The 2,456-nt window shown below is 68.5% G+C and carries 2 protein-coding genes; one reads left to right on the top strand and one right to left on the bottom strand.

Features of this window, described 5'->3' with window-relative positions; genetic code table 11:
• Positions 1–958 (bottom strand): DUF3068 domain-containing protein (locus ACN675_RS28735; protein WP_420754050.1); only part of this gene is annotated, 958 nt, incomplete at its 3' end.
• Between the two features lie 195 nt (positions 959–1,153).
• Here ACN675_RS28735 and ACN675_RS28730 point away from each other — a divergent pair.
• Complete coding sequence (locus tag ACN675_RS28730; protein ID WP_420754049.1) at positions 1,154–2,344, top strand: acyltransferase family protein; 1,191 nt, start codon at positions 1,154–1,156, stop codon at positions 2,342–2,344.
• Positions 2,345–2,456 lie beyond the last annotated feature (112 nt).

Raw genomic sequence — 2,456 nt, 5'->3', positions numbered from 1 at the left:
GGATGCCGAGGATGATCGGGACGGTGCGGCCGAACGTCGACAGCGTGTCCTGGCCGTCCTTGGCCTGTCCGACCTGGTACTCGATGGTGTCCTGGTCGAACGGCAGCGTGACCTTCAGGACCGTCACCTCGGGCTTGTCGGCCTCACGGGCGTAGTACTGGTACTGCTGCTCCTGGCCCTTGATGACGACGCCGGTGACCGGATCGACCCACAGGTCACGGACATTGGTGTACCAGCGGACCATCGTGACCGGCGCATCGCCGCCCTCGACGCCCCACGTGGCGGCCGGCAGGCTCAGCTTGTACGACGGGTTCGACGGATCGGCCTTCGACAGGTCGACCGGATCGATCGTGTGCTGGAAGTGGTAGACCTTGACGCCGCTGATCTCTTCCTCGCCCTTGTACTCGACCTCGTAGTTCTCACGGGCGTTCAGGTCGAAATAGGGGTAGTTCTTCTGCTCCACGTCGAACGGGAACTTGTACTGCAGGCCGTCACGGTTGTCGATCTCCGTGGGCGGCGCGGTCGCCGAGGTCTGGATGGTGCTCACACGATCCGGGTACTCCTCCGCGGAGACCGGCATCGAGGTGACACGGTCGACGGTCACCCGGTCCACGATCGCGGACACCAGGCCGGTGTCTCCCTGCATGTCCAGGCGACGCACCGTCTGGCCGGCCTGCAGCGTCATGATGTCGGCGTCCGAGGGGTCCTCGACCGTGACGAAGCGCTGCGCGACGATCGGAACGTTCGTGTCGACCTGCGCCCTACCGGAGAGCAGCGCCCTGGAATTGAGGATGTCGCCGGTGCCCTCGGCCACAGTGGTGACCTCGAGATCGAGCGGCGTCTTCTTCAGCTTGCCCACTGTGTAGGTCGGCACCAGCAGCGCGATCGCCAAGAGGAACGTCCCCAGGCCCACCAACACCAGCGCAAGTTTCCGGCCCGAGCCCGATCGCTCAGCCATGCTGTCTCTCCTCACTCAACGGTTGTCATCGAGTACCCCCACCGGCAGCAGGGCTGCACGGATCGTCTGGTGTACGACAATGCGGACACCACGTGAGCCCAGACACTAACAGCCGACGGTGGTTGTGCGTACGTTCGGATCGCGGAAGAACCCGGACTTCCGGGACAGTGCGCTCCCCGGGCACACTGGTCGGCGATGACCAATCGACCCGATGCCGGTGTGTCACCTCGTGGCGCGACCGGGTTCCTGCCGGCCCTCGAGGGCATGCGCGGCTTCGCCGCCGTGGGTGTTCTCATCACCCATGTCGCGTTCCAGACCGGGGCCGTGCACGATCCGGTGATCGGCCGGGTGTGGGGCCGGTTCGACCTCGCGGTCGCCCTGTTCTTCGCGTTGTCCGGATTCCTGCTGTGGCGGCCGCACGCCGCGGCGGCCCGCGGATACGGTGTCGCGCAGCCGACGGGCCGCTATCTCGCCTCCCGGGCCGTGCGCATCCTGCCCGCCTACTGGACCGTCGTGTGCCTGGTCCTGCTGTTGCTGCCCGGGGCGGGCGGCGGCTGGCGGGTGTGGGTGGCGAACCTGACGCTGGTGCAGGTGTTCGTGCCGCTGACACTCACCGAGGGCCTCACCCAGATGTGGAGCCTGTCCGTCGAGGTCGCATTCTATCTGGTGCTGCCGCTGCTGGCGCTGGCGTTGTGCCGGCTGCGCGGGGACGCCGCGCGGTTCCGCATCCCGGTGATCCTCGCGGCGTGCGCGCTGAGCCTCGTGTGGGTGTGGCTGCCGGTGGCCACCCCCGAGCACATCCACCACGACAACTGGCTTCCCGGTTACCTGCCGTGGTTCGGGGCCGGCATGCTGCTCGCCGAACTGGCCACCCTCGGCGGGACGTGGATGCACCGTCTCGCGGCGCGGCGCGGGCTGATGGCGGCGATCGCGGTCGGCGCGTTCGCGCTCGCCACCACCCCGCTGGGCGGGCCGGAAGGACTCACGGACCTCGAGCCGTGGCAGTACAACGGAAAGATCCTGCTCGGCGCCGTGATGAGCGCGGCGCTGCTCGCCCCCTTGACCCTCGCCCCGCGCAGCGACCACCGCATCCTGGCGTCGCCCGCCGCGCTGGCAGTCGGCCGCTGGTCCTACGGCATCTTCATCTGGCATCTCGCGGTGCTGTCGATCGTGTTCCCGGTGTTCGGCATCCTGCCGTTCCACGGCCACTTCTGGTTCGTGCTCGCGGTCACCGTCGTCCTGAGCATCGCGGTCGCGTCCGTGAGCTACGCGCTCGTCGAGGAACCCGCCCGCCGCGAATTCCACCGCAGGACGCGGGCGAAGCGCGGCGACAGCGGCACGGTGGCCAGGCCCAGCGCGACCAGCCCGACGACCGCCGCGAACTGAATCAGGAACGAGTGGCCGACGTAGCCGCCCGGCGCCCGCCAGGGGCCCGTCGACAGCATCGCCATCGCGATCATCGTCGCCGCACCGGTCGTCCCCACCAGGATCCGTGAGG

Source organism: Rhodococcus sp. O3, assembly GCF_048897285.1.
In the GTDB taxonomy this organism is placed as follows: domain Bacteria; phylum Actinomycetota; class Actinomycetes; order Mycobacteriales; family Mycobacteriaceae; genus Rhodococcus.
This window is presented reverse-complemented; position numbering and strand designations above follow the sequence as displayed.

Bases quoted from the DNA above. Each gene is read 5' to 3' on its own strand.
- ACN675_RS28730 (WP_420754049.1), top strand. From the start codon at position 1,154: ATGACCAATCGACCCGATGCCGGTGTGTCACCTCGTGGCGCGACCGGG.